A 23,755-nucleotide genomic window follows, 5' to 3' on the forward strand; every position below is an offset into this window, starting at 1 on the left:
TCGGGCGCCGGTGTGCGTCAGGCTCCGGCGCGGGACGCCATCCGGGCCTTGCGGGCGGCCAGCTTCTCGTCGAACTTGGTGGCCTCCGCGTCCAGGCCGCCCATGAACAGGCCGAGTTCCTCCTGCGCCTTGCGCCCCTCGGGGCCGAGGCCGTCGATCTCCATGATCTTCAGGAAGCGCAGCACGGGCTGCAGTACGTCGTCGTGGTGGATGCGCAGGTTGTAGACCTCGCCGATGGCCATCTGCGCGGCCGCCCGCTCGAAGCCGGGGATGCCGTGGCCGGGCATGCGGAAGTTCACCACGACGTCCCGGACCGCCTGCATGGTCGGATCGGGGGCCAGTTCGAAGGCCGCCCTCAGCAGGTTGCGGTAGAACACCATGTGCAGGTTCTCGTCGGTCGCGATGCGGGCCAGCATGCGGTCGCAGACCGGGTCGCCGGACTGGTGGCCGGTGTTGCGGTGCGAGATCCGGGTGGCCAGCTCCTGGAAGGCGACGTAGGCGACCGAGTGCAGCATCGAGTGCCGGTTGTCGGACTCGAAGCCCTCGCTCATGTGGGACATCCGGAACTGTTCCAGTTTGTCCGGGTCCACCGCGCGCGAGGTGAGCAGATAGTCGCGCATCACGATGCCGTGCCGGCCCTCCTCGGCCGTCCAGCGGTGCACCCAGGTGCCCCAGGCGCCGTCGCGGCCGAAGAGTGTGGCGATCTCGTGGTGGTAGCTCGGCAGGTTGTCCTCGGTGAGCAGGTTGACGACGAGGGCGATGCGGCCGATCTCGGTCACCTTCGACTGGCCCTTGTCCCAGGCCTCCCCGTCCTCGAACTGGCCGGGGAAGTTGCGGCCGTCGCTCCAGGGCACGTACTCGTGCGGCATCCAGTCCTTGGCGACCTTCAGATGCCGGTTCAGTTCGTTCTCGACCACTTCCTCCAGTGCGAACAGCAGCCGAGCGTCGGTCCATGCGGACGGGCTGCCGAGGTGAGGGGAGGTGATCGTCACGGGAACTCCAGGGGGACGCCGAACAAGGGGGAGAAACGGGGGACGGTCCGGCGAGCGGTGCCGGGAACCTACGAGATCGTAGGCTACGAAGCCGTAGGTTACGAAGCCGTAGGTTAAGGGCGTCGTAAAGATCGCTGATCAGTAAGGCCGGACGGACACTCCCGACGTGTCGGCCCGTGGCTCCGTCGTCCCTTCCGGACATGCCGACGGCCCCGGGGCCCTGGTCCCGGGGCCGTCGGAGTGAGGGGACCGCCCGTCAGGCGTACAACTCCCGCAGCCGCACCGAGAGGCATGTCACACAGCCCTCGAGCTTCTCGAACTCGCCGATGTCGACCGTGACCACCTCGTGGCCGAGATCGGTCAGCAGTTCCGCGGTCTTCGGTGCGCTCGCCGCCATCAGCAGCTTGTGCCCGCCGAGCAGCACCACGTGCGAGCCGGACTCCTCCGGCACCGACAGGAAGCCGGGGAACAGCGACGGCCGGTCGACCTTCGGTATGTGCCCGATCACCGTGCCGTCGGGCAACGCGGTCACGGCGGACTTCAGGTGCAGCACCTTGCTCACGGGAACGGCGACCACGCGCGCGCCCAGCGGCTCGAAGGCGGCCCGCACCTGCTGCACGCCGGCGGCGTTGGTGCGTCCGCCGCGGCCGACGTACACCGTGTCGCCGACCTTCAGGACGTCACCGCCGTCCAGCGTGCCCGGCTCCCATATCCAGTTGACCGAGCAGCCGAGGCGGGCCACCGCCTCCTCCACGCCGACGGTCTCCATGCGCCGGGACTCCGCGCCGGGCCGGGTGATCAACGCCACGTTCTTGTACATGACGACGGTGTCCTCGACGAACACCGAGTCCGGGCAGCCGTCCTCCGGATCGACCTCGATCGTCTCCCAGCCGTGCGTGCGCAGGGCCGCGACATAGGCCTCCCACTGCTCGACGGCGAGCCCGACATCGACCTTCTCCCGCTCGATGTGCGTCACCAGGCCTTCGGCGAGACGGGGGCTGGGGCGGCGGACGAGGGCCTTCTTGCTGGGCACGACGGGCCTTTCGAATCGATGGTGCGGTTCCGGTGCCGGTGAGACGGCACCGGTCCGCCATCATGCAGGGCGCTCCGGCCCGCACAAAACCCCCGTTGTCAGGCTGTGGCCCTCCTGAGACGTCAGCTCCGGGCCGAGGCCCCGATGTCGTCCGGCGAGATCTCCTTCAGCACCCCCTCCTCCATCAGCAGCCAGCGGGTGATGCCGATCGACTCGAGGAACGGCAGGTCGTGGCCGGCCACGAGCAGCGCGCCCTCGTACGACTCCAGGGCCGAGGCCAGCTGCCGCACGCTCGCCATGTCGAGGTTGTTGGTCGGCTCGTCGAGCAGCAGCAGCTGGGGTGCCGGCTCGGCGAGCATCAGCGCGGCCAGGGCCGCCCGGAACCGCTCGCCGCCCGACAGGGTGGCCGCCATCTGGTCGGCCCGCGCGCCCCGGAACAGGAAGCGGGCGAGCCGCGCCCGGATCCGGTTGTTCGTGGCGCCCGGTGCGAACCGGGCCACGTTCTCGGCCACCGTCAGCGCGCCGTCCAGCACGTCCAGCCGCTGGGGCAGAAAGCGGAGCGGGACATGCGCCAACGCCTCCCCGGCCACCGGTGCCAGCTCCCCGGCGACGGTCCGCAGCAGCGTCGTCTTGCCGGCGCCGTTGCGGCCGACCAGCGCGATGCGCTCCGGGCCGCGCAGATCGAGAATGCCCTCCACGCGCGCGTGGCAGGCCGTTTCCAGGTTCTCCAGGGTGAGCACCTGCCGGCCGGGCGGTACGGCCGTGGACGGCAGGTCGATGCGGATCTCGTCGTCGTCCCGTACCGCCTCCACCGCCTCGTCCAGGCGCTCCCGGGCCTCGGCGAGCCGCGCCTCGTGCATGATGCGGTGTTTGCCCGCCGATTCCTGGGCGGCACGTTTGCGGGCACCCATGACGATCTTCGGCTCGCGCTTGGAGTCCCACATCTTCTGCCCGTACCGCTTGCGGCGGGCCAGCTTGACCTGGGCGTCTGCCAGTTCGCGCTTCTGCCTGCGCACATCGGCCTCGGCGACGCGCAGCATCCGCTCGGCCGCCTCCTGTTCGACGGCCAGCGCCTCCTCGTACGCCGAGAAGTTGCCCCCGAACCAGGTGACCTCCCCGGAGCGCAGGTCCGCGATCTGGTCGACCAGGTCGAGCAGTTCCCGGTCGTGGCTGACCACGACCAGCACACCCGGCCAGGCGGAGACGGCCTGGTACAGCCGTCGGCGCGCGTACAGGTCGAGGTTGTTGGTGGGTTCGTCCAGCAGCAGTACGTCGGGTCGGCGCAGCAGCAGCGCGGCCAGCCGCAGCAGCACCGACTCGCCGCCGGAGACCTCGCCGACCGTGCGGTCCAGGCCGATGTGGCCGAGACCGAGCTCGCCGAGCGTGACGAGGGCGCGTTCCTCGACGTCCCAGTCGTCGCCGAGCGTCTCGAAGTGCTCCTCGGCGGCGTCGCCCGCCTCGATGGCGTGCAGCGCGGCCCGCCGTTCGGCGATGCCGAGGGCCTCGTCGACGCGCAGCGCGGTGTCGAGGGTGACGTTCTGCGGGAGGTGGCCGACCTCACCGGACACCTTGACGGTGCCGTCGGCCGGGGTGAGTTCCCCGGCCAGCAGCTTCAACAGGGTTGTCTTCCCTGACCCGTTGACGCCGACGAGACCGGTACGGCCGGGCCCGAAGGCGATGTCGAGGCCGTCGAAGACGGTGGTGCCGTCGGCCCAGGTGAAGGACAGGGACGTACAGGTGAGGGAAGGTGACATGAGGGCCTCGCAAGGACTTCGTGCGGTCGGTGGGCGCATGTCGAGACACCGCGAGGCGGGAACCGAAAGGTCGTGGGGCACGAAGAGCCCATGAGAAAGGGCCTGTGCCGGAGGACGGCTCGGACGCCGAGGTCGTACGCCGCGCACACCTCAACCGGTGCGACGCGATGCCTCAGGACCTCAGACGAGCAACGTCCTTCTCCAATCGACGACAACAGGACCGATGTACACGGTAGGAGGGGGCCAGATGGCTGTCAACGCAATTAAATGCGCCCTTCCACAGCCCTCCCCGGGGTCGGCCGACGCATACGACTACGGGGAGCTGAACACCCTGCTCACGCGCACCGCGGGCGGAACGCGCCGGCCGGTACGCGGAGCCTGGGCACGCGGCGTCACGTCCACGCGCGCGGAGCGCTCAGCAGGCGTCCCGCATCAGTTCGGCCAGGTCGTGGTCCAGGTCGAACTGGAGGTGTTCGAGGCCGACGGGCACGAGCGCGTTGGTCGCCTCCAGGAAGCGCCGGATCTCACCCGAACGCACATGCACGATCGCGGTGCCCTCCGGGGCGTGGAACTCCAGCACGGTGCGGTCGTAGCCGTACGGCCGGACCCGGACGTCCCCGTGGCCCTCCGGCTCCTGCAGTCCGGCCGTGAGGAGCTCGCGGGAGAAGGTCCAGCACACCTCGACCCCTTCGAGGGTGGCCGGGGCCGGGAAGGTCATGACGACGGCGAACGGATCGCGTCGGTCGTAGCGCAGCGTCGCGGGAATGCTCGGCATGCGCGGTGCGGCGGCGACGAGACGGGCCTCTACGGGCTGCTCGATGACGGTGGACAACGCCTTGCTCCCTCGTGACGTCTGGACTGCGCCCGGGTGTGCGGCACCCGGCACCGGAAGAGACGACGGATCCGGCCGATCCGTGCACAGGAATCACGAGTGACCTCGGTCACCGCGTTCATGCACGGCGTGGGCGCGCTCGTCTCACCGTGCGGCAGAGGGCAGTTGGCCTCTGGACGGCGCCGGACCGGTGGGCTAGCTTCGCCCGCCATGAGGCGTTTGGGGAGCACGCGACGCAGAGGACGCAACGGCAGACTGGTGGCGACGGGGGTGGCGTGCGGGGCGGCGCTGGCCGCGCTGACCGTGCCCGCCGCCGAGGCAGGGCCCCTCGGGCGGGGGACTGTGCACTGGGCGCCGAAGAACCCGGGCACACCGCAGGTCCGCTTCCGGGGCCTCGCGGCCGTCGACCGGCGCACCGCCTGGCTGGCCGGCACCGGCGGCACGGTGCTGCGCACCACCGACGGCGGAGCGAGCTGGCGGAACGTCTCTCCGCCGGGCGCGGCCGATCTGCAGTTCCGGGATGTCGAGGCCTTCGACGCGCGGCGCGCCGTGGTGCTGGCCATCGGCGAGGGCGAGGCCTCCCGCGTGTACCGCACCGAGGACGGCGGGGCGACCTGGACGGAGTCCTTCCGCAACACCGACCCGAAGGCGTTCTACGACTGCCTGGCCTTCTTCGACCGCCGGCACGGCCTGGCGATGAGCGATCCGGTGGACGGGAGGTTCCGCATCCTGTCCACGAGCGACGGCGGCCGCTCCTGGCGGGTGCTGCCCTCGGCGGGCATGCCGCCCGCCCTGGACGGTGAGGCGGGCTTCGCCGCGAGCGGCCAGTGCCTGGTCACCTCGGGTCCGAAGGACGTCTGGCTGGCCACCGGGGGCGGCGTCCACGCGCGCGTGCTGCACTCCGCCGACCGCGGACTGACCTGGACGGCCGCCGACACACCGGTGCCGGCCGGCGATCCCGCCAAGGGCGTCTTCGCGCTCGCCTTCCGCGACCGCGCCCACGGCCTGGCCGTCGGCGGCGACTACCGCCCGGACCAGGCCTCGCCGCAGGCCGCCGCGGTCACCGCCGACGGCGGCCGCACCTGGACCCCGGCCGCAACGCCCCCGCCCGTCTACCGCTCCGGGGCCGCCTGGCTGCCGCACAGCCGCACCGCCGCGCTGGCCGTCGGCCCCACGGGGACCGACCTGACCACCGACGCGGGGCGCACCTGGCGCACGATCGACCCCGGCTCCTACGACACCGTGGACTGCACCCCGGACCTCAGTTGCTGGGCGGCCGGTGAGCAGGGGAGGGTCGCGCGGCTGGAAAGCTGAGGTGAGCGCCGGGAACCCGGGTACTCGTTGCGCGAGGGAAGCGAGAGAAAAGGAGCGATCATGCCCGCCGGTTCCAGCTCCAAGCGCGAGCGTCAGTACGAGCACATCAAGGAGAGCGCGCAGGACCGGGGCGAAAGCACCAAGCGCGCCAAGGAGATCGCCGCGCGGACCGTGAACAAGGAACGCGCCCGCTCCGGCGAGTCCAGGACCGCGAGCCGCAGCTCGACGCAGGACATGTCGTCCGGCAAGCGCGGCGGCCAGCGGTCGGGGGCCGGCTCCCAGGGCCCGACCCGCGACCAGCTGTACAACGAGGCGAAGCAGCGCGGCATCGAGGGCCGTTCACACATGAACAAGGGCCAGCTGCAGCGCGCGCTGAACGCCAAGAAGGGATGACCGGAGGATCAGTCCAGCGTCTGCCGGTGGCGGGCCAGCTCCGGCGCCGTCTTGGTGGCGATGAACTCCGTGATGCGATAGGCACACACGCCGCCGACGGCGAAGGGATCGCCCGCCACGATCTCCTCGATCCGGGCCCGGTCCTCGGCGACGGCGAGGATCACCCCGCCCTCCCGGGGGTTCTTGCGTCCGGAGGCGAGGAAGAAGCCCTTCTCGTACTGCTCCTCGAGCCACGCCACGTGGTCCGGCAGCAGCGCGTCGACGGCGTCGAGAGGTGCGGTGTAGGTCAGCTCCAGCACGAACATGATCGCGAGCGTACCCCCCGGCTCCGACAACGGGCCCCGGGACCGTACAGTTCAGGTCACCATGACGACCGTAGGCGTACCCGCGGGCTGGCCCGCGACCGAGGAAGAGGCCCGCGCGGTGCAGGACGAACTGCGCGGGCGGGTGGTGCTCGACGAGCGCGGACCCGAGGCCGGCACGGGCCGTGTCACCGGGGTCGACGTCGCCTACGACGACGAGCTCGACCTCGTCGCCGCGGCGGCCGTGGTGCTGGACGCCGCCACTCTGGACGTGGTGGCCGAGGCGACGGCCGTCGGCCGGGTCTCCTTCCCGTACGTGCCCGGCCTCCTCGCCTTCCGTGAGATACCGACCGTCCGGGCCGCCCTGGACCGGCTGCCCTGCCCGCCCGGCCTGGTCGTGTGCGACGGCTACGGTCTGGCCCATCCGCGCCGCTTCGGCCTCGCGAGCCACCTCGGCGTGCTCACCGGCCTGCCGGTCATCGGCGTCGCCAAGAACCCGTTCACCTTCACGTACGACGATCCGGACCCGGCGCGGGGGGCCTGCGCTCCGCTGCTCGCCGGGGACGAGGAGGTCGGGCGCGCGCTGCGCACCAGGGACGCCGTCAAACCGGTCTTCGTCTCCGTCGGCCACCGGGTGAGCCTGGACAACGCCGTGGCCCACACGCTGGCCCTGACCCCGCGCTACCGGCTGCCGGAGACCACGCGCCGGGCGGACGCCCTGTGCCGCCGGGCGCTGCGGGAGGCGGCACAGAGCGCCGGAGGCGGGGCTCAGGAGGCGACGACGCGCCAGGCGCCGACCTCCTGATACGCCGAGTCGTGGACGGCCGCCCCGTCTCCGGGCTCGAGGGCGTAGTGGTGGAGATTCCCGCCCCAGTAGCGCAGGATGCGCCCCAGCTCGCCGGCGCGGTCCTGCGCCGGCGAGTCCTCGTCCACGGTCACTTCGAGCACGAACTTCATGTCTCTTCCGCCTCCTTCGGCTCTGTCCCGGGCTTCTATCGTTTCATTGAACGACCTTGTGAGACTTTTCCGATGGGACCGCAGGTGGCCTGGGGTGTCGGCGGTGAAAGTCTCAAACGCGGGAGGAGGCGCCCGGGCCGGTGGCCGCGATCCGGAAGGTGATCCCCGCGGCGCGCAGCCGTCCGGTCAGGGCGTCCCCCATCGCCTGCGCCGTGGTGACCTGCCCGGCCGTCGGCGGGAGGTCGTCGAAGACCAGGCTGAGGGCCGCCTCGGCGAACATCTTCGCCGTCTCGTCGTAGCCGGGATCGCCGCCCGAGACCTCCGTGAACACCCGCCGCCCGCCTCCCTCGCCGACGAAGCGCACCGCGAACCGGCTCCGCGCCCGCTTCTCCGCGCTCGGGCCGTCCCCCGGCTGCAGCCGTCCCGACAACCAGCGCCGCGCGGGCGGCAGTTGGGCGGCCGCCAGCACCGCACCCACGGCGGCGACCCCGCCGACGGCCACCGGCAGGTGCCGTACCGCCGCGTAGTGGCGGTAGCGGAAGTCGGGGCCGTACCGGTCGAGCACCCTCGCCGAGCGGCGCACGATCTGCGGGTCGACGGTCGGCAGCGGCAGAGCCCAGGCGCCGACCTCCTTGGCGAACCGGGGCGCGCCCGTCGGCGCCGCGACCCGGCGCCCCATCAGCCGCGGCTCGTGCCGACCCCGTTCGCGCGCCGCGGCCAGCAGCTGCCGGCCGCGGGCGAACTGGTTCAGCGCCGAGGCCAGCGTGCCGCCGGAGAAGGCCGCGTCGGCGGTCACGTATCCGTCCACGGTCAGCGGTACGCCCTCCGGCAGCTGCCGGACCGTGAAGTACACGCCCAGGTCATGGGGCACGGAGTCGAAGCCGCAGGCGTGTACCAGGCGTGCGCCCGTCTCCCGCGCGCGTGCGTCGTGACGGACGTACATCAGGTCCACGAACTCCGGCTCACCGGTCAGGTCCATGTAGTCGGTCCCGGCGTCCGCGCAGGCGGCGACCAGTTCCTCGCCGTACAGCACGTACGGCCCGACGGTCGTGGCGACCACGCGCGCGTGCTCGGCGAGGGCGCGCAGCGTCGCGGGTTCGGTCACATCGGCCCGCAGCACGCCGACCTCCGCCCCGCCGGGCAGGCGCTCGCGCAGCCCCTGCAGCTTGCGTTCGTCGCGGCCGGCCACGGCCCAGCGCAGGTCCTTCGGCGCGTGCGCGGCGAGATACTCCGCCGTGAGGGTGCCGACGAAACCGGTCGCTCCGAAAAGCACGAGGTCGTAGGGACGGTCCGTCCTGTTCAGCCTGCTCATGACACCCCTTGGTCCAGCAGCCCGCGCCGCTGTCGGTGGCCGAGGCTAGCGTGAGGGGAGCGAGCGTGGACGACCAGCCCGGAGGCAGTGGTGGCCACAGCCAGGAACGGCCCTGACGAATCGGGAGAAAGTGCGCGAGACCCTCGCGTGAACGACTGCGGTCACGCGCCGGGCCGCATCGTCGGGCTCCGCGACGAGGCCGTCGGCGCGGATCGCGGCGCAGCGGCCCCTCACCCTCCCGGGTGATCCGCGCCGAGCCGGGCACTTGGCTAAGCGCTTGCTCGTTGGGTCTTGTGTCCGGTGGAACACGTTCTTAGCATCACCGGTGTTACATCAGTTGTGTCACACACCCTTGGGGGCTGGACGCATGACGACGGCAGGGACGCCGGCGACGCCGGGCGGCGGGCCGCTCTCCGGCGTGCGCGTGCTCGAGCTGGCCGGTATCGGTCCGGGCCCGTTCGCCGCCATGCTCCTCGCGGACCTGGGCGCGGACGTGGTCCGGGTGGACCGGCCGGGCGGCCCCGGCCTCGGCATCGACCCCGCCCACGACGTGACCAACCGCAACAAACGCTCGATCGTGGTCGACCTGAAGACACCGGACGGCCCCGCGCGCGTGCTGGACCTCGCCGAACGGGTCGACATCCTCCTCGAGGGCTACCGCCCGGGCGTCGCCGAGCGCCTCGGCGTCGGCCCCCAGGAGTGCCACGCCCGCAACCCCCGCCTGGTCTACGGCCGCATGACCGGCTGGGGACAGGACGGCCCGCTCGCCGACCGCGCGGGCCACGACGTGGCCTACATCGCACTGACCGGCACCCTCGGCATGACCGGCCGCCCGGACGAGCCCCCGGTCTTCCCCGCCAACCTGCTCGGCGACTACGCGGGCGGCTCCCTCTACCTGGTCGTCGGCGTCCTCGCCGCCCTGCACCACGCTCGCGTGACGGGCACCGGACAGGTCGTCGACGCCGCCATCGTGGACGGCACGGCCCACCTCTCGACGATGATCCACGGCATGCTCGCCGCCGGCGGCTGGCAGGACCGGCGCGCCGCCAACCTCCTCGACGGCGGCTGCCCCTACTACGGCACCTACGAGACGGCCGACGGCAAGTACATGGCGGTCGGCGCCCTGGAGGGGCGGTTCTACGCGGAGTTCCTGCATCTGCTCGGCCTGGACGACCTGGCACCCGCCCACAGGGACGTCACCCGCTGGGGCGAGCTGCGCGAGCGCGTCGCCACCCGCTTCAAGTCCCGCACCCGGGACGAGTGGACGGCACTCTTCGAGGGAACCGACGCCTGTGTGGCCCCCGTGCTGTCCCTGCGCGAGGCCCCGCACCACCCGCACCTGGCCGCCCGCGGCACCTTCACCGACCACGCCGGCATCACCCAGCCGGCCCCCGCCCCCCGCTTCTCCGCCACCCCCACGAGCGTCCGTACCGGCCCCGCCCTGCCGGGCGCCGACACGGAGGCGGTGGCGCGGGACTGGGGGATACCCGCATCCGTGAACGACGACCCGGTCACCGACGCCGACTGACCCGGCCCACCCCGCTCGGCCCACCCTCCCGAAAGGCACACCAGTGAGCACCGAAGCGTACGTGTACGACGCGATCCGCACCCCGCGCGGCCGCGGCAAGGCGAACGGCGCCCTGCACGGCACGAAGCCCATCGACCTGGTCGTCGGCCTCATCCACGAGATCCGCGACCGCTTCCCCGGCCTGGACCCGGCCGCCGTGGACGACATCGTGCTCGGCGTCGTCGGGCCGGTCGGCGACCAGGGCTCCGACATCGCCCGGATCGCCGCGATCGCCGCCGGACTGCCCGACACGGTCGCCGGCGTGCAGGAGAACCGCTTCTGTGCCTCGGGCCTGGAGGCCGTCAACCTGGCCGCGGCCAAGGTCCGCTCCGGCTGGGAGGACCTGGTCCTCGCGGGTGGTGTGGAGTCCATGTCCCGGGTGCCGATGGCCTCCGACGGCGGCGCCTGGTTCAACGACCCGATGACCAACCTCACGGTCAACTTCGTCCCGCAGGGCATCGGCGCCGACCTGATCGCCACGATCGAGGGCTTCACCCGCCGGGACGTCGACGAGTACGCGGCCCTGTCCCAGGAGCGGGCCGCCACCGCCTGGAAGGAGGGCCGCTTCGACCGCTCGGTCGTCCCCGTGAAGGACCGCAGCGGCCTGGTCGTCCTCGACCACGACGAGCATCTGCGCCCCGGTACCACCGCCGACTCCCTCGCGAAGCTCAAGCCGTCGTTCGCGGACATCGGCGAACTCGGCGGCTTCGACGCCGTCGCGCTGCAGAAGTACCACTGGGTGGAGAAGATCGACCACGTCCACCACGCGGGCAACTCCTCCGGCATCGTGGACGGCGCCTCGCTCGTCGCGATCGGCTCCAGGGAGGTCGGCGAGCGCTACGGCCTCACCCCGCGCGCGCGGATCGTCTCCGCCGCCGTCTCCGGCTCCGAGCCGACCATCATGCTCACCGGCCCCGCCCCCGCCGCCCGCAAGGCGCTCGCCAAGGCCGGCCTCACCATCGACGACATCGACCTGGTCGAGATCAACGAGGCGTTCGCCGCGGTCGTGCTGCGCTTCGCCAAGGACTTGGGCCTCAGCCTGGACAAGGTCAACGTCAACGGCGGCGCCATCGCCCTCGGCCACCCCCTCGGCGCGACCGGCGCGATGATCCTCGGCACCCTCGTGGACGAACTGGAACGCCAGGACAAGCGCTACGGCCTGGCCACCCTGTGCGTCGGCGGCGGCATGGGTATCGCCACCATCGTCGAGCGCATCTGAACTCCCCGCGGAATCACCAGACTTCAACGGAGACGACTGTCATGACCGAGAGCACCACCATCCGCTGGGAGCAGGACGACACCGGTGTCGTCACCCTCGTCCTGGACGACCCCGACCAGTCCGCGAACACCATGAACCAGGCCTTCCGGGCCTCCATCACGGCGGTCGCCGCCCGCGCGGAGGCCGAGAAGGACTCCATCCGCGGCATCATCTACACCTCCGCCAAGAAGACCTTCTTCGCCGGCGGCGACCTCAAGGACATGATCAAGGCCGGTCCCGAGGACGCCCAGCAGGTCTTCGACACCGCGACCGAGATCAAGAACGCGCTGCGCCGCATCGAGACCCTCGGCAAGCCGGTCGTCGCCGCCGTCAACGGCGCGGCCCTCGGCGGCGGTTACGAGATCGCGCTCGCCTCCCACCACCGCATCGCCCTGGACGCCCCCGGCTCCAAGATCGGCCTGCCCGAGGTCACACTCGGCCTGCTGCCCGCGGGCGGCGGCGTCACCCGGACCGTACGCCTGATGGGTATCACCGACGCGCTGCTGAAGGTGCTGCTGCAGGGCACCCAGTACAACCCCCGCCGCGCCCTGGAGAACGGCCTGGTGCACGAGGTGGCCGCGACCGAGGAGGAGATGCTGGCCAAGGCCCGCGCCTTCATCGACGCCCACCCGGAGTCGCACCAGCCCTGGGACGTCCCCGGCTACAAGATCCCGGGCGGTACCCCCGCCAATCCGAAGTTCGCCGCGAACCTGCCCGCGTTCCCGGCCAGTCTGCGCAAGCAGACGAACGGCGCCCCCTACCCGGCCCCGCGCAACATCATGGCCGCTGCCGTCGAGGGCTCCCAGGTCGACTTCGAGACCGCGATCACCATCGAGACCCGCTACTTCACCGAGCTGGTCACCGGGCAGACCGCGAAGAACATGATCCAGGCGTTCTTCTTCGACCTCCAGGCCGTCAACTCCGGCGCCAACCGCCCGAAGGGCATCGAGCCCCGCCCGGTCCGCAAGGTCGCCGTCCTCGGTGCGGGCATGATGGGCGCGGGCATCGCCTACTCCTGCGCCCGCGCGGGCATCGACGTCGTCCTGAAGGACGTCTCCCTGGAGGCGGCGACCAAGGGCAAGGGCTACTCCGAGAAGCTGTGTGCCAAGGCCGTCGCCAAGGGCCGTACCAGCCGGGAGAAGGCGGACGCGCTGCTCGCCCGGATCACGCCCACCGCCGAGGCCGCCGATCTCGCGGGCTGCGACGCGGTGATCGAGGCCGTCTTCGAGGACACCACGCTCAAGCACAAGGTGTTCCAGGAGATCGAGTCCGTCGTCGCCCCGGACGCCCTGCTGTGCTCCAACACCTCCACCCTGCCGATCACCACGCTCGCCGAGGGCGTGGAGCGCCAGGCCGACTTCATCGGGCTGCACTTCTTCTCCCCGGTCGACAAGATGCCGCTGGTGGAGATCATCAAGGGCGAGCGCACCGGCGACGAGGCCCTGGCCCGCGCCTTCGACCTGGTCCGGCAGATCAACAAGACGCCGATCGTCGTCAACGACTCGCGCGGCTTCTTCACCTCCCGGGTGATCGGCCACTTCATCAACGAGGGCGTCGCGATGGTCGGCGAGGGCATCGAGCCCGCCTCCGTGGAGCAGGCCGCCGCCCAGGCCGGCTACCCGGCGAAGGTCCTGTCCCTGATGGACGAGCTGACCCTCACCCTGCCGCGCAAGATCCGCACCGAGACGAAGCGGGCCGTGGAGGAGGCGGGCGGCACCTGGACCGCACATCCGGCGGAGGCCGTCATCGACCGCATGGTCGACGAGTTCGGCCGCCCCGGCCGCAGCGGCGGCGCCGGCTTCTACGACTACACCGAGGACGGCAAGCGGGCCGGGCTCTGGCCGGGCCTGCGCGAGCACTTCACCGAGCCCGGGTACCGGATCCCCTTCCGGGACATGCAGGAGCGGATGCTCTTCTCCGAGGCGCTCGACACCGTACGCCTCCTGGAGGAGGGCGTCCTGACCTCGGTCGCCGACGCCAACATCGGCTCGATCCTCGGCATCGGATTCCCCGGCTGGACCGGCGGCGTCCTGCAGTACATCAACGGCTACGAAGGCGGTCTGCCCGGCTTCGTGGCCCGCGCGCGGGAACTCGCCGAGGCTTACGGCGAGCGCTTCAGCCCGCCCGCGCTGCTCGTGGAGAAGGCGGAGAAGGGGGAGCCGTTCAGCGACTCAGTGCGCTCGTGACCCGGGCTCGGTCCGTCCCGACCCGGTGACCCACTCGCTCAGCTCTTCCCGCAACGAGCGCTGGAACGTCGTCAGCAGCGCCTGCACCACCAGAGGGTGCATGTGCGCCGACAGGGACTTCACGTCCCGGGCGTCTCGCTCCGCCACCTCGCCGCGGAAGAGCTGGGAGAGTTCGTGGGCCGCGGCGCGCGAGTGCTCGACGAGCACCTTGCGCGCCGCGAGGATCGCCTCCTGCGACAGCGGTACGTCGAGCAGCTGCACGCCGAGCCGCAGCAGCCCGGAGTCGACCCGGAAGGTGTCACCCTCGGCGCCCTCCACCGCCATGACGACGTTCATCGCCGTCAGCCGCTCCACGTCCCCGGCGGCGAGAGGCCGTCCGGCGCGCCGCTCCAGTTCCTCCCGCGACACCGTGTCGACCGCGTCCGGCGCCCAGGACGCGACCACCGCACGGTGGATGGCCAGGTCGTGCGGGGAGAGGTCGGCAGGCAGCTGTCTGAAGTAGCGCTCGATCGCCGACAGGGTCATGCCCTGCTGCTGCAACTCCTCGATCAGGGCGAGCCGCGCCAGGTGGTCCGGCCCGTAGTGCCCCACCCGGCGCGGGCCGATCACCGGAGGCGGCAGCAGACCCCTGCTGCCGTAGAACCGCAGGGTGCGCACCGTGACGCCCGCCCGGGCGGCCAGCTCGTCGATGGTGAGGGGCGTGTCCCCGGCATCGGTCGTCATGTGCAGCAGTATCGCTGTCTCACCAAGAGTGTGAAACCTCGGGTGAACGTCGTGTGGACGCTGCGTTGATCATGTGAGAAGTAACGCTGTGTGACATGGGACACCGCGTAGGGATGATTCTTTCTGGGAAGCTGCTGGCTTGGTCTGTGCCGCGACTCAACAGGGTGGTGCGGACCGATCCCTGCACGACCCCCGGGCCCACGAGGCCCGGGCGCACCAGGAAGTGAACCACCCGTGAGCAAGGACGCCGTGGAATCGGCACAGGTCGCCGCCCGCACCCATGCGGCCCAGTCGGACCGGACGCCCGCGGACGCGGGCGACGCCGGTTACAGCAAGGACCTCAAGGCCCGCCACGTCAACATGATCGCCATCGGTGGCGCCATCGGCACCGGACTCCTCCTGGGCGCCGGCGGCCGCCTGCACAACGCGGGCCCGGCGCTCGCCCTGGCCTACCTGGTCTGCGGCGTCTTCGCGTTCTTCGTCGTCCGGGCCCTGGGCGAGCTGGTGCTGTACCGCCCCTCCTCCGGGTCCTTCGTGTCCTACGCCCGTGAGTTCCTCGGCGAGAAGGGCGCCTATGTCGCCGGCTGGATGTACTTCCTGAACTGGTCGACCACCGGCATCGCCGACATCACCGCGATCGCGCTCTACACGCACTACTGGTCCATGTTCACCAGCATTCCCCAGTGGGTGCTCGCCCTGATCGCCCTCGCGGTGGTCCTGGCCGTGAACCTGATCTCGGTGAAGATCTTCGGCGAGATGGAGTTCTGGTTCGCGATCATCAAGGTCGCCACCATCGTCGGCTTCATGCTGATCAGCATTTTCCTGCTCGCCACCCAGCACAAGGTCGGCGGCCACACCCCCGGTCTGAGCGTCATCAGCGGCCACGGCGGCTTCTTCCCGCACGGCGCGATGCCGGTCGTCCTGGTCATGCAGGGCGTGATCTTCGCCTACGCCGCCCTGGAGCTGGTCGGTGTCGCCGCCGGCGAGACCGCCGAGCCGGAGAAGGTCGTCCCCCGCGCGGTGAACTCGATCATGTGGCGTGTGGGCCTGTTCTACGTCGGCTCGGTCGTGCTGCTCGCCCTGCTGCTGCCCGGCTCGGTGTACTCCGCCGACGAGAGCCCCTTCGTCACGGTCCTGTCGAAGATCGGCGTCCCGGCGGCCGGCGACGTGATGAACCTGGTCGTGCTGACCGCCGCCATGTCCTCGCTGAACTCCGGCCTGTACTCCACCGGCCGCATCCTGCGCTCCATGGCCATGGCCGGCTCCGCCCCGAAGTTCACCGCCCGCATGAACCGCAACCAGGTGCCCTACGGCGGCATCCTGCTGACCTGCGCGGTCTGCGTGCTGGGCGTCGGCCTGAACTACCTCGTGCCCAGCCAGGCCTTCGAGATCGTGCTGAACGTCGCCTCCCTCGGCATCATCAGCACGTGGGTGATCATCATGCTCTGTCACATGATCTTCGTCCGCCGTGCCCGCGCGGGCCTGGCGACCCGGCCGCACTTCCAGCTGAAGTTCAGCCCGGTCACCGAGATCGCCACGATCGCGTTCCTGCTGGTCTGCCTCGGCATGATGTGGAACGACCCCGACGTGGGCCGCAAGACCATCCTGCTGATCCCGGTGATCGCCGTCATGCTGGTCGCCGGCTGGTTCGCCGTGCGGCGCCGGGTGTCGAAGAACACCGACCGCGAGCTGACGGAGCTGTCCAGCTCCACGAAGTAGCAGCTCAGCGCCACTGTCAGTGGCATCGCCTACGGTGGCGTCATGTCCGAGATCACATATCTCCGGGGTGACGCCACCGTGCCGTCGGTCAAGGGCGCCAAGGTGATCACCCATGTCTGCAACGACATCGGCGGCTGGGGGAAGGGCTTCGTGCTGGCGCTCTCCCGCCGCTGGCCGGAGCCGGAGGCGGCGTACCGAGCCTGGCACCGCGACCGCGCGAGGAACGACTTCGGGCTGGGCGCGGTCCAGCTGGTCCGGGTCGAGCCGTATGTGTGGGTGGCCAACATGATCGGCCAGCGCGGCATCCGCAGAGGCAGCAAGGGCGTCCCCGTCCGCTACGAGGCGATCGACACCGCCCTCGACCGGCTCGCCGGTGAAGCGATCCGACTCGGCGCGTCCGTGCACATGCCCCGCATAGGCTGCGGCCTGGCGGGCGGCACGTGGTCCCGCGTGGAGCCGCTCATCACCGAGCGGCTGGTGAAGCGAGGCGTGCAGGTGACGGTGTACGACCACGGAGAGGGCGGCGGATGAGCTCACACACCCCTGCGACGGACGTCCTCGTGCTGGGCGGAGCCGGCGTGGACACGATCATTCACGTCCCCGAGCTGCCGCTCCCGTACGCCGACAGCTACATGATCGACTCCGGAATCCGCACCCGGGCCGGCCAGACCGGCGACTTCGTCGCGCTGGGCCTCGCCGCACTCGGCCTGCGCACCCACCACCTCGACCTGCTCGGCGACGACCCCGAGGGCGACCTCGTGCGGGCCCTGCACCGCGAGCACGGCATCGCCCTGACCGCACTCCCGCAGCCCGCCGGCACCAAACGGGCGGTCAACCTCGTCGGCCCCGACGGCCGGCGCCTGTCCCTGTACGACACCAGCCGGTCCCGCCCCGGCGACCGCTTCCCGCCCGAGCTGCTGCGCACGCTGGCCGGGGCGAGCCGCCATGTGCACGTGACCATCACCCAGCCCGGCGCCGAAGCCTTGCCGGTGCTGACCGCGACGGGCGTCCCCCTGTCCACGGATCTGCACGACTGGGACGGGGCGAACCCGTACCACGAGCCGTTCGCATACGCGGCGGACGTGGTCTTCCTGTCGGCCGCGGCCCTGACCGACCCCGAGCGGACGATGCGGCGCATCACCGAGCGGGGCAGGGCCCAGGTGGTCGTCGCCACCGCCGGAGCCGAGGGCGCGTATCTGCTGGCCGACGGCGAGCTGACCCGAGTGCCCCCGGCGTTGCCGCCCGCGCCGGTCGTGGACTCCAACGGCGCGGGCGACGCCTTCGCCGCCGCGTTCCTCTACGGCCGCCTCGCCGGCGAGCCGCCCGGGACCTGCGCCCGCTACGGCGCGACAGCCGGCGCGTACGCCTGCACCGTCCCGGCCTCCCGAGCGGAGTCGATGGGCCGGGACGAACTGCTTGAACGGGCGACGGAACCGAGACCCTAGACCGGCCCGGGTCAGTGCGCGTGCGCGTCGTGGATGGCGTTCGCCGCCTCGATCTTCTTCCATGACTTCGGCTGGGTCACGACCCCGTCCGCCTTCGCCACGGACCCGGCGCGTGCCGCGGGCGCGGCCGGCTTGGACGGCTGGAACAGCCAGGTGTCGAACAGCGCCGCGAGAGGCTTGCCGGACACCTGCTCGGCGTACTTCTGGAAGTCGGCCACCGAGGCATTGCCGTACGCGTGCTCCTGCGGCCAGCCCTTCAGGATGCGGAAGAACGCGTCGTCACCGATCTCGTTGCGCAACGCCTGGATGGCGAGCGCCCCGCGGTCGTAGACGGCGGTGTCGAACTGGTCGTCCGGGCCCGGGTCGCCGGGCTTGACCGTCCAGAACGCGTCGTCGGCCGGATGGGAGGCGTACACGTAGTCGGCGAGTTCCTGCGTGGTGCCCTCGCCCTCGTGCTCGGACCACAGCCACTGCGCGTACGTCGCGAAGCCCTCGTTGATCCAGATGTCCTTCCAGCCCTTCAACGACACGTCGTCGCCGTACCACTGGTGGGCCAGTTCATGCACGACCACCGAGGTGTTGGAGCCCTTCGCGAACTGCTTCGGGCTGTAGTAGACACGGCTCTGCGTCTCCAGGGCGTACCCGGTGGTGGTGTTCGGGACGTACCCGCCGGCCGTGCTGAACGGATACGGCCCGAAGTAGCCGCTCAGCCAGTCGACGATCTCCCCGGTGCGCTCCACACTCGCCCGCGCGGCCCCGTCGTTGTCGCCGAGGTCCTTGCTGTAGGCGTTGATGACCGGAACACCGCCCTCGGAGGTGCTCGTCGTGATGTCGAACCTGCCGATGGCGAGCGTGGCCAGATAGGTCGCCTGCGGCCTGTTCTGCCGCCAGCTGTAGCGGGTCCAGCCCAGCTTCGAACTGGTCGACTGCAGCGTGCCGTTGGAGATCGCCTGGGTGCCGTCCGGCACCGCCACCGACACGTCGTAGGTCGCCTTGTCGCTCGGGTGGTCGTTGCTCGGGAACCACCACCAGGCGGCCTCGGGCTCGTCGGCCGCCACCGCGCCGTCGGGCGTGCGGTGCCAGGTGTTGAAGCCGTAGGCGCTCTTCGTCGACGGCACCCCGCTGTAGCGGACCACGACCGTGATCGGTGTCCCCTTGGCCAGCGGTGTCTTCGGCGTGATCACCAGCTCGTGCTGCTGGGCGTGCGCGAAGGCGGCCTTGGCGCCGTTGACCCGCACCTCGCTCACGTCCAGCAGGAAGTCGAGGTCGAAGCTGGACAGGTCCTGCGTGGTCCTCGCCAGGATCGTCGCCGTGCCCTGCAACTCGTCCGTCTTCGGCTGGTACTGCAGCCTCAGGTCGTAGTGCGAGACGTCGTAGCCGCCGTTGCCGTAGTACGGGTAGTAGGGGTCGCCGATGCCCGGCGCGCCGGGGGAGAAGCTCGCGGCCGATGCCGGGATCGCCAGCAGAAGGGAGGCCGCCGCGAGTGCGCCCGGCGCGATGATTCTGCGGTGCACGTCAGCTCCAAGTCGTCGGGAGTGCAGGTCCGTTCGGAAACTCCGTCGGTGAACGCTGTTCGGAGCCTATTCAGTCCCTGTGGCCCCCCACCTGTCCATGGCCCCCGCTGTCACACGATCGCCATTCAGCCGTCATGGGCCAGCGGAGTGCCGCAAAGCCGCCTTCTGCAGCAGGAGTTCACCGGAGTACCGTCCGCGCATGCCGATTCGCTCCCTCGTCCGCATGCGCTCCACGATCTGGAGAGCGCTCGCGACCGCGGTCGTCGCCATCCTGACGGCCGCCTTCCTCACCCCGTCCGCCGCACAGGCCGCCACCGGCTCGAGCCGATCACCGCGCGAGAGCCGGCCCGTCTACTCCTACGCCCACGCCGTCCGCGAGTCCGTCTGGGTGGACACCGGTCTCGACGAGGACGGTGACGGCAGGACCGACCGCGTCGTCGCCGACATCGTCCGGCCCGCCGAACCCGCCCGCCAGGGCCGCAAGGTGCCCGTCATCATGGACGCCAGCCCCTACTACTCCTGCTGCGGACGCGGCAACGAGAGCCAGGTCAAGACGTACGACGCACAAGGACACGTCGTGCAGATGCCGCTGTTCTACGACAACTACTTCGTGCCCCGCGGCTACGCGTTCGTCGGCGTCGACCTCGCCGGCACCAATCGCTCCGACGGCTGCGCCGACGTCGGCGGCCGCTCCGACGTCCACTCCGCGAAGGCCGTCATCGACTGGCTGAACGGCCGCGCCACGGCGTACACGAGCCGGACCGGGACGAAGACCGTCCGAGCCACCTGGACCGACGGCCGGACCGGAATGATCGGCAAGAGCTGGGACGGCACGATCGCCAACGGCGTAGCCGCCACCGGCGTCGAAGGCCTGAAGACCGTCGTCCCGATCAGCGCCATCTCCTCCTGGTACGACTACTACTTCGCCCAGGGCGCCCCGCTCTACGACGGCGGCCCCGACCAACTGGCCGGTTACGTGGCGAGCGACGCGGCGCACGCCCACTGCGCGGCCGTACAGAAGAAACTCGCCGACGGCAGCCCGCGCAGCGGCGACTGGACCCCGCTGTGGACCGAGCGGGACTACGTCAAGGACGCGGCCAAGGTGCGCGCCAGCGTGTTCCTGGTGCACGGCATGCAGGACCTCAACGTCCGCACCAAACACTTCGGCCAGTGGTGGAGCGCCCTCGCCCAGCACGGTGTGCAGCGCAAGATCTGGCTGTCCCAGACCGGGCACGTCGACCCCTTCGACTACCGGCGCGGCGCCTGGGTGGACACCCTGCACCGCTGGTTCGACCATGAACTCCTCGGCTATGACAACGGCATCGACCGCGAGCCCATGGCCGACATCGAACGCCATCCCGACCAGTGGGTGACCTCCCGCGTCTGGCCGCCGCAGACCACCCGTACCACCGTCCTCCACCCGTCTCCCGGCACCCGGGCGGGCGTCGGCACGCTCGGCCTGCGCGCCGCCACCGGCACCGAGGGCTTCACCGACGACCCGAAGCTGGGCGAGACCGACTGGGCGGCCCACCTCACCACGCCGACCCAGGAGAAGGCGGGCTTCCTCACCGCACCCCTCACCCGCGACCTGCGCCTGTCCGGCTCGTCCACGGTGACGGTGACCGCGGCCTCGACCACGACCTCGGCCCATCTGTCCGCCGTCCTGGTCGACCTCGGCCCGGACACCATCCGCGACTACGCCGACAGCCACGAGGGCATCACCACCCTCACCAACCGCACGTGCTGGGGCGAGAGCACGGCCGGGGACAGCGCCTGCTTCAAGGAGACCGCGGCCAAGACGGCCAAGGTCGACTACACCGTGTTCAGCCGCGGCTGGGCCGACCTCGGCCACTACGCCTCGTCCGGCAAGGGCGTCCCGCTCACCCCGGGCAAGGCGTACACGATGACTCTGCGTCTCGCGGCGACCGACCATGTCCTCCCCAAGGGGCACCGGCTGGCGCTGATCATCGCGGGCACGGACAAGGACCTGATCGACCCGCCGTCGACGAAGCCGGCGCTCACGGTCTCCCTGTCGGGTACGACGGCCAGTCTGCCCCTCGTCGGTGGGGCCTCGGCATTCGCCCGGGCCACGGCCGGCAGCACGGCCACGAGTCCCGCGCCGACGGCTTTGAACGGCGTCCGCGCACCCGGCGTGTCCCGGCACATCCCGTTGAACTGACCGGGAGTACGCCTCCCGGGAGGACCTGAACAGTGCCGGCTACGGCTCCGTCGTGGCGCGTCGCGCCCACGCGGCGGAGCCGCACAGGGATACGGCCCCGCGCCCCTTCAGGGCGCGGGCCCGCCTCCGTTCAGACCGCCGGAAACGTCAACCCGGCCGCCTCCCGGGCGCACCCCCACGCCACCGTCACCCCGGCCCCGCCATGGCCGTAGTTGTGCACCAACACGCGTCCGTCGGGCAGCGGCTGCCCTTCCAGACGCACCGCGTCCCGGGCCGGCCGCAGCCCCACCCGGTGGCCCAGCACCCGCGCCCGGGCGATCTCCGGCCGGACCGCCGCGCACCGGGCCACGATCGCCGCGGTGGTGGCCGGGTCCGGCTCCAGGGACCAGTCGTCCTCCTCCGCCGTACCGCCGAGCACCAGACCGCCCGGCTGCGGGATGAAGTACGTGGAGGCGGCGGAGGAGTGGTCGACGGAGGTGAACCAGGTGCTGATCCCGGGGTTCGCCACGACCACCAGCTGCCCGCGCACCGGACGCACCGCCGGGTCCGGCACCAGCGAACGCGCGCCCAGACCCGTGCAGTTGACCACGACCGGCGCGGGCACCGCGGCGAGGTCAGTCACCTCGCGCGCCTCGACCACTCCTCCCGCCTTCGCCAGCCGCCCCCGCAGCCACGCCAGATGCACCGGCATGTCGATCACCGGCAGCCGCGCCGCGAGACCGCCGGCCACCGCCCGCAGTCCCGGCACCCGGCCCGCCCAGGTGCCCAGTTCGTCCAGCCGGGCCCCTTGGTGTACGCCGTCGACCAGGCGTACGCCCGTCTCCTCCGGCCGGTCCGCCAACTCCTCGTACACGGCGAGGGACGCGAGCGCCCACGCACCCACCAGGGGCTCGGGTTCGATGCGGTACGGCCACCACAGGCCGCCCGCGACCGCCGAGGTCGTACGTTCGGCGGGCTCCCGCGCCCACACCCGCACCCGGCGCCCCGACTCCGCCAGGACCACGGCCGTCGTCAGCCCGGCGACCCCGCTCCCGACCACGATCACTTCGTCACTCGGCTCGCTGTCCACGCCAGGACGATAGGCCCTGTCCGGACGACTCTGTCATGCCGCGCTCACATCGGTGCCGGTGTGGGGATACTCACAGCATGTCTGCCGCATACGCGACCTTCGACCTGGCACCGGCGATCCGCGCCGGCGGTGTGCTCGCCGACGGCGGCTACCAGGTCCACCGCGACTTCGTCGACTTCGTCGTGGACGGCCGTCCGCTGCTGTTCCGGCTGTCCGACCTGGACGCCGTCTCCCCGCTCGCCTCGGACGTCCCGCCCGCGATATTCACCGCGCAGGTGCGCGCGCTGCTCCTGGAGGCCGAACCGCCACTCCCCGACGGCCGGTTCGTCATCTACGGCTGCCCCGAGTGCGCGGACCTGGGATGCGGGGCGGTCACCGCCGTCATCGAGCGCGACGGCGAGGACTACATCTGGCGGGACTTCGCCTGGCAGACGGACGAGCACGCCGACCTCCAGCTGAACGGCTACCACGGCATAGGGCCGTTCCGCTTCCGCGGCGCCGAGTACCGAGCCGCACTCGGCGCCCTGATGGAGCGCTCCGCCACGCCCCGCCGCCGCGTTCTGCTGATCGGTGCCCGGGTCGCGGTCCTCGCCAAGCTGGCCGCCGCGCTGCGGACCATCGGCATCGGCGCCGACATCACCCAGGACGCCCGGGCCGTCCCCGCAGAGGAACTGCGCGGTTACGGCGCGGTCGCCTTCGGCCGCGCGGTCGGCGAGGAGGAACGGGCCGCCGTGGTCGAGGCGTTCGAGCGCGCCGGGGTCGACATCGCCCGCGTGGACGGCCTGGCCCCGATCGTGCCGCTGCTGGTCGCCCAGATCGAGCACGCCCTCGACCGCAGCCCGCTCCCGCAGCGCCGGCTCGTGGGGCTGACCGCAGCCGGAAGCACCGCGGACGTCGAGGTCACCTCGGCGTGCCGGGTACGGATCACCGCCTACCGCCTCGACCGGCTCCACCGCACCCACACCCGCGAGGTGTTCGACGGCGTCCTGGAGCCCGGCCGGCACCGCGTCCCGCTGGACCCGCGGGCGGTCAAGGGAGAGGCATACCTCGTGGCCCGTACGACAGGAGGGGTACGCGCGGCGCCGGTCACCGGCGGAAGACGGGGCTGAGGTGCGGGGGTGAGCCCACTGGGAAACGGGGGGGGGCGGCTGAGGCCTGGGGGTGGGCTCACTGGGAAACGGGGGCTCAAGTAGGCGGCCTGGCTCT

Annotated in this window: 21 protein-coding genes; 11 read left to right on the plus strand and 10 right to left on the minus strand. The window is 71.4% G+C overall.

Going from position 1 to position 23,755, the window contains the following annotated elements; translation table 11 throughout:
* Positions 1-17 precede the first annotated feature (17 nt).
* The 4 genes from ACFYZB_RS10455 to ACFYZB_RS10470 all read right to left on the minus strand — a co-directional run bounded on the left by ACFYZB_RS10455 (position 18) and on the right by ACFYZB_RS10470 (position 4,611).
* Positions 18-992, minus strand: a complete 975-nt coding sequence (locus ACFYZB_RS10455; RefSeq protein ID WP_351212298.1) for an acyl-ACP desaturase — start codon at positions 990-992, stop codon at positions 18-20.
* 256 nt (positions 993-1,248) lie between these two features.
* Positions 1,249-2,025 (minus strand): dimethylargininase, encoded by a 777-nt coding sequence (gene ddaH, locus ACFYZB_RS10460; RefSeq protein ID WP_388756647.1) that lies wholly within the window; start codon positions 2,023-2,025, stop codon positions 1,249-1,251.
* 122 nt (positions 2,026-2,147) lie between these two features.
* Positions 2,148-3,779, minus strand: a complete 1,632-nt coding sequence (locus tag ACFYZB_RS10465; protein WP_388756649.1) for an ABC-F family ATP-binding cassette domain-containing protein — start codon at positions 3,777-3,779, stop codon at positions 2,148-2,150.
* A 415-nt stretch (positions 3,780-4,194) separates the two neighbouring features.
* Positions 4,195-4,611 (minus strand): SsgA family sporulation/cell division regulator, encoded by a 417-nt coding sequence (locus ACFYZB_RS10470; protein ID WP_351212292.1) that lies wholly within the window; start codon positions 4,609-4,611, stop codon positions 4,195-4,197.
* Positions 4,612-4,821: 210 nt separating this feature from the next.
* Between ACFYZB_RS10470 and ACFYZB_RS10475 the strand changes: the two genes are divergently transcribed.
* Positions 4,822-5,925: a WD40/YVTN/BNR-like repeat-containing protein gene (locus ACFYZB_RS10475; RefSeq protein ID WP_388756652.1), complete on the plus strand. Its 1,104-nt coding sequence runs from the start codon at positions 4,822-4,824 to the stop codon at positions 5,923-5,925.
* 60 nt (positions 5,926-5,985) lie between these two features.
* Positions 5,986-6,318, plus strand: coding sequence for a plasmid stabilization protein (locus ACFYZB_RS10480; protein ID WP_351212288.1), 333 nt, complete (start codon positions 5,986-5,988; stop codon positions 6,316-6,318).
* 8 nt (positions 6,319-6,326) lie between these two features.
* Here ACFYZB_RS10480 and ACFYZB_RS10485 read toward each other — a convergent pair whose 3' ends face one another.
* Positions 6,327-6,623 (minus strand): YciI family protein, encoded by a 297-nt coding sequence (locus tag ACFYZB_RS10485; RefSeq protein WP_388756655.1) that lies wholly within the window; start codon positions 6,621-6,623, stop codon positions 6,327-6,329.
* A 61-nt stretch (positions 6,624-6,684) separates the two neighbouring features.
* Here ACFYZB_RS10485 and ACFYZB_RS10490 point away from each other — a divergent pair, with 61 nt between their 5' ends.
* Entirely contained in the window at positions 6,685-7,425 is a 741-nt protein-coding gene (locus ACFYZB_RS10490; RefSeq protein WP_388756658.1) for an endonuclease V, read from the plus strand.
* Here the strand turns inward: ACFYZB_RS10490 and ACFYZB_RS10495 are convergent.
* Together ACFYZB_RS10495 and ACFYZB_RS10500 are read right to left on the minus strand one after the other, a co-directional pair.
* Positions 7,389-7,577, minus strand: coding sequence for a hypothetical protein (locus ACFYZB_RS10495; protein ID WP_388756661.1), 189 nt, complete (start codon positions 7,575-7,577; stop codon positions 7,389-7,391). The genes ACFYZB_RS10490 and ACFYZB_RS10495 overlap by 37 nt on opposite strands.
* A gap of 112 nt (positions 7,578-7,689) precedes the next feature.
* Entirely contained in the window at positions 7,690-8,889 is a 1,200-nt protein-coding gene (locus tag ACFYZB_RS10500) for a saccharopine dehydrogenase family protein (RefSeq protein ID WP_388756663.1), read from the minus strand.
* A gap of 367 nt (positions 8,890-9,256) precedes the next feature.
* Here ACFYZB_RS10500 and ACFYZB_RS10505 point away from each other — a divergent pair, with 367 nt between their 5' ends.
* The 3 genes from ACFYZB_RS10505 to ACFYZB_RS10515 are packed head-to-tail and all read left to right on the plus strand — an operon-like array spanning position 9,257 to position 13,900.
* Positions 9,257-10,417 carry a CaiB/BaiF CoA transferase family protein gene (locus ACFYZB_RS10505; RefSeq protein ID WP_388756666.1) on the plus strand — a complete coding sequence of 387 codons (1,161 nt, stop codon included), beginning with the start codon at positions 9,257-9,259 and terminating at the stop codon, positions 10,415-10,417.
* Positions 10,418-10,460: 43 nt separating this feature from the next.
* Positions 10,461-11,675: an acetyl-CoA C-acetyltransferase gene (locus ACFYZB_RS10510; protein WP_388756668.1), complete on the plus strand. Its 1,215-nt coding sequence runs from the start codon at positions 10,461-10,463 to the stop codon at positions 11,673-11,675.
* A gap of 41 nt (positions 11,676-11,716) precedes the next feature.
* Complete coding sequence (locus ACFYZB_RS10515) at positions 11,717-13,900, plus strand: 3-hydroxyacyl-CoA dehydrogenase NAD-binding domain-containing protein (protein ID WP_388756671.1); 2,184 nt, start codon at positions 11,717-11,719, stop codon at positions 13,898-13,900.
* On the opposite strand, the gene ACFYZB_RS10520 is transcribed toward ACFYZB_RS10515, so the two are convergent.
* The gene (locus tag ACFYZB_RS10520; protein ID WP_388756674.1) at positions 13,886-14,623 is read right to left on the minus strand and encodes a MerR family transcriptional regulator; all 738 of its coding nucleotides are present in this window, start codon (positions 14,621-14,623) and stop codon (positions 13,886-13,888) included. The genes ACFYZB_RS10515 and ACFYZB_RS10520 overlap by 15 nt on opposite strands.
* A gap of 234 nt (positions 14,624-14,857) precedes the next feature.
* Between ACFYZB_RS10520 and ACFYZB_RS10525 the strand changes: the two genes are divergently transcribed.
* The 3 genes from ACFYZB_RS10525 to ACFYZB_RS10535 are packed head-to-tail and all read left to right on the plus strand — an operon-like array spanning position 14,858 to position 17,787.
* A complete protein-coding gene (locus tag ACFYZB_RS10525) occupies positions 14,858-16,342 on the plus strand; it encodes an amino acid permease (RefSeq protein WP_351212270.1) in 1,485 nt (494 codons plus the stop codon).
* A 42-nt stretch (positions 16,343-16,384) separates the two neighbouring features.
* Entirely contained in the window at positions 16,385-16,873 is a 489-nt protein-coding gene (locus ACFYZB_RS10530; RefSeq protein WP_388756676.1) for a macro domain-containing protein, read from the plus strand.
* On the plus strand, positions 16,870-17,787 hold the full coding sequence (locus tag ACFYZB_RS10535; protein ID WP_388756679.1) for a PfkB family carbohydrate kinase: 918 nt from the start codon (positions 16,870-16,872) through the stop codon (positions 17,785-17,787). The genes ACFYZB_RS10530 and ACFYZB_RS10535 overlap by 4 nt, the downstream gene beginning before the upstream one ends.
* 11 nt (positions 17,788-17,798) lie before the next feature.
* Here ACFYZB_RS10535 and ACFYZB_RS10540 read toward each other — a convergent pair whose 3' ends face one another.
* Positions 17,799-19,301 (minus strand): M1 family metallopeptidase, encoded by a 1,503-nt coding sequence (locus tag ACFYZB_RS10540; RefSeq protein ID WP_388756682.1) that lies wholly within the window; start codon positions 19,299-19,301, stop codon positions 17,799-17,801.
* A 199-nt stretch (positions 19,302-19,500) separates the two neighbouring features.
* On the opposite strand from ACFYZB_RS10540, the gene ACFYZB_RS10545 reads away from it, so the two are divergent.
* A complete protein-coding gene (locus tag ACFYZB_RS10545) occupies positions 19,501-21,480 on the plus strand; it encodes a Xaa-Pro dipeptidyl-peptidase (RefSeq protein ID WP_388756685.1) in 1,980 nt (659 codons plus the stop codon).
* Positions 21,481-21,610: 130 nt separating this feature from the next.
* On the opposite strand, the gene ACFYZB_RS10550 is transcribed toward ACFYZB_RS10545, so the two are convergent.
* Positions 21,611-22,525 carry an FAD-dependent oxidoreductase gene (locus tag ACFYZB_RS10550; RefSeq protein ID WP_388757415.1) on the minus strand — a complete coding sequence of 305 codons (915 nt, stop codon included), beginning with the start codon at positions 22,523-22,525 and terminating at the stop codon, positions 21,611-21,613.
* A 101-nt stretch (positions 22,526-22,626) separates the two neighbouring features.
* Between ACFYZB_RS10550 and ACFYZB_RS10555 the strand changes: the two genes are divergently transcribed.
* On the plus strand, positions 22,627-23,658 hold the full coding sequence (locus tag ACFYZB_RS10555; RefSeq protein WP_388756687.1) for an oxidoreductase: 1,032 nt from the start codon (positions 22,627-22,629) through the stop codon (positions 23,656-23,658).
* Positions 23,659-23,755 lie beyond the last annotated feature (97 nt).

Origin of the sequence: Streptomyces sp. NPDC001852 (assembly GCF_042891825.1) — a bacterium.
Lineage (GTDB): Bacteria > Actinomycetota > Actinomycetes > Streptomycetales > Streptomycetaceae > Streptomyces.

What these genes read in the sequence shown, in the direction of transcription:
- ACFYZB_RS10465 (WP_388756649.1), bottom strand. Translation starts at nt 3,779, where the DNA reads ATGTCACCTTCCCTCACCTGTACGTCCCTGTCCTTCACCTGGGCCGAC.
- ACFYZB_RS10475 (WP_388756652.1), top strand. Translation starts at nt 4,822, where the DNA reads ATGAGGCGTTTGGGGAGCACGCGACGCAGAGGACGCAACGGCAGACTG.
- ACFYZB_RS10480 (WP_351212288.1), top strand. Translation starts at nt 5,986, where the DNA reads ATGCCCGCCGGTTCCAGCTCCAAGCGCGAGCGTCAGTACGAGCACATC.
- ACFYZB_RS10485 (WP_388756655.1), bottom strand. Translation starts at nt 6,623, where the DNA reads ATGTTCGTGCTGGAGCTGACCTACACCGCACCTCTCGACGCCGTCGAC.
- ACFYZB_RS10490 (WP_388756658.1), top strand. Translation starts at nt 6,685, where the DNA reads ATGACGACCGTAGGCGTACCCGCGGGCTGGCCCGCGACCGAGGAAGAG.
- ACFYZB_RS10495 (WP_388756661.1), bottom strand. Translation starts at nt 7,577, where the DNA reads ATGAAGTTCGTGCTCGAAGTGACCGTGGACGAGGACTCGCCGGCGCAG.
- ACFYZB_RS10500 (WP_388756663.1), bottom strand. Translation starts at nt 8,889, where the DNA reads ATGAGCAGGCTGAACAGGACGGACCGTCCCTACGACCTCGTGCTTTTC.
- ACFYZB_RS10505 (WP_388756666.1), top strand. Translation starts at nt 9,257, where the DNA reads ATGACGACGGCAGGGACGCCGGCGACGCCGGGCGGCGGGCCGCTCTCC.
- ACFYZB_RS10515 (WP_388756671.1), top strand. Translation starts at nt 11,717, where the DNA reads ATGACCGAGAGCACCACCATCCGCTGGGAGCAGGACGACACCGGTGTC.
- ACFYZB_RS10520 (WP_388756674.1), bottom strand. Translation starts at nt 14,623, where the DNA reads ATGACGACCGATGCCGGGGACACGCCCCTCACCATCGACGAGCTGGCC.
- ACFYZB_RS10530 (WP_388756676.1), top strand. Translation starts at nt 16,385, where the DNA reads ATGTCCGAGATCACATATCTCCGGGGTGACGCCACCGTGCCGTCGGTC.
- ACFYZB_RS10535 (WP_388756679.1), top strand. Translation starts at nt 16,870, where the DNA reads ATGAGCTCACACACCCCTGCGACGGACGTCCTCGTGCTGGGCGGAGCC.
- ACFYZB_RS10545 (WP_388756685.1), top strand. Translation starts at nt 19,501, where the DNA reads ATGCCGATTCGCTCCCTCGTCCGCATGCGCTCCACGATCTGGAGAGCG.
- ACFYZB_RS10555 (WP_388756687.1), top strand. Translation starts at nt 22,627, where the DNA reads ATGTCTGCCGCATACGCGACCTTCGACCTGGCACCGGCGATCCGCGCC.